This window comes from Fundidesulfovibrio sp., from assembly GCF_058402725.1.
On sequence record NZ_JBZVFJ010000341.1, the window covers coordinates 1 to 1,613 of the forward strand.

The following is a 1,613-nucleotide window of genomic DNA, read 5'->3' on the forward strand; positions in this document are numbered from 1 at the left end:
TTGGCGCATCCTGACGGGGTTCGGCTGGGGCGCGTTTCCTGAGGTCCTTGTCCGCCACGCCCCGTCCGCATCCGGGCCGTTGTTTGGTGTGGTCCAGTACGGCGTCACGGTCTGGGAGGGACTCCGTGAACCCTATTTCCAACTGGCGAACCAGTATGCCGAGGCGGTTTTGGCCCTTGGCATCTGGGGCCTGGGTCTGCTGGCATGGATTGCCTGGACTATGGCCGGCGTCCCCGAAACGCGCAGGATGCACATGTTTCCCGGCTGGTTGGCCCTGACGCTGCTGTGGTCCATGTGGTTTGAGACTCCGGCCGTGCTCGGGTTCATCGCCCTCGGCGCAGGGTGCATGACCTGGCCCCGAGGGAGCGCAAGGCCGCCGCGCCGGGCCAATGCGCTGGCGATAGCCGCACTCGCTGCTGCAGCGCTGCTGCAGGGGGCAGGATTTCGGGAGGCAGTGGAGGACATTCAGGCCTTCGAGGAGGAGAAACGCCTGATCCGTTCGGGCGTCCATGCCGGCCCCAGCAAAGTGTGCGACCTGGCCTATCCCGCCGGGCTCAAGGGCGACCTGCGGGAGGCGGCGCTGTTGCGCGTGGCGACCGGGGACATCCAGAAAGACCCCATCTATGCCCTGGCGTTTCTGGGCCGCCTGTGCCGGGCGCAGAAGCGCATGGCCCGGGGGGCGTCCAGCGCGGCCTTGGCCGAGGCCTGCCTGCGGGCCCAGGCGTGCCTGGCCTACGCCCTGCCCGACTCCTCTTACGACTCGGCGCGGGCCTGGTTTCTGGCCAGCTACGATGCGACGGCCCTGCGCATGCTCGAACTGGCTCCGCGTCGCACGGACCTTGCCGTGCCTTTCCTGGCCTGGGCCGTGCACCACGCCCTGGCCGCCGCCCAACGCGTGACGGAAGCTCTTCTCCGGCTCAATCCGATGGATCCCGTGGGATGCGTGTTCAGGTCTTTCTTCCTGGCGGAGCGGCCCGACCCGGAATCACGGAGGGAAGCCCTCCGACTGGTGATCCTGGCGCGGCAACACGGCCTGGCCCGGATCATCGATCTGGATCAGGACTACGACCGGTCGCTCCAGGCCCCCTGAGCGGATCGCCCAGCATTTCCAGAAGCTCAGATGCTTCCGGCTGGTCAGACCCCAGTTCCAGAACCCTGAGCACCGCCTCCCGGGCCGCCTCCGGCTCCTGGCTGGCCGCGAGGGCCCGAGCCAGGGACAACAGGACCGTCGGGTCGTCCGGGGCAAGCTGCAGGCTCTTGCGCAGCAGGCGCGCGGCGGCCCGGGCCTTGCCCCCTTGCAGGAGCGCCCGTCCCAGGTTGGCGAAGGCTTTGGGGTAGTCGAAGTCGGCCTGTGCAAGACGCCGACAGGGCGAAGTCCGCCAGACGCCCCGGGAGGCGGCGGCGCCGTTTCGGAGAAAAAGGTTCGCATCCTCCGTGGTGGCCAGGCCTGCGGCCCAGAAGTCCTCGGCCCTGGCCAGGACGAGTTCGTTGCCCGGGAGATCGCGGACCGCTTCGCCGGGGCAGAGGTAGACGGCGAAGGCCGTCGGGTCCAGCAGAAGCCAGCGACGGCCGTCCCACACTTCGACGAAGCCATGCCCGTTGGGCACTGCCAG

General features: G+C 68.9%; 2 protein-coding genes. One reads left to right on the forward strand and one right to left on the reverse strand.

Annotated features, from left to right (window positions below):
* On the forward strand, nucleotides 1-1,090 hold a 1,090-nt coding region (locus ACV4UX_RS19380; protein ID WP_491594912.1), incomplete at its 5' end, for a hypothetical protein.
* On the opposite strand, the gene ACV4UX_RS19385 is transcribed toward ACV4UX_RS19380, so the two are convergent.
* A partial coding sequence (locus ACV4UX_RS19385) for a tetratricopeptide repeat protein (protein WP_491594913.1) occupies nucleotides 1,044-1,613 on the reverse strand: 570 nt, incomplete at its 5' end. The genes ACV4UX_RS19380 and ACV4UX_RS19385 overlap by 47 nt on opposite strands.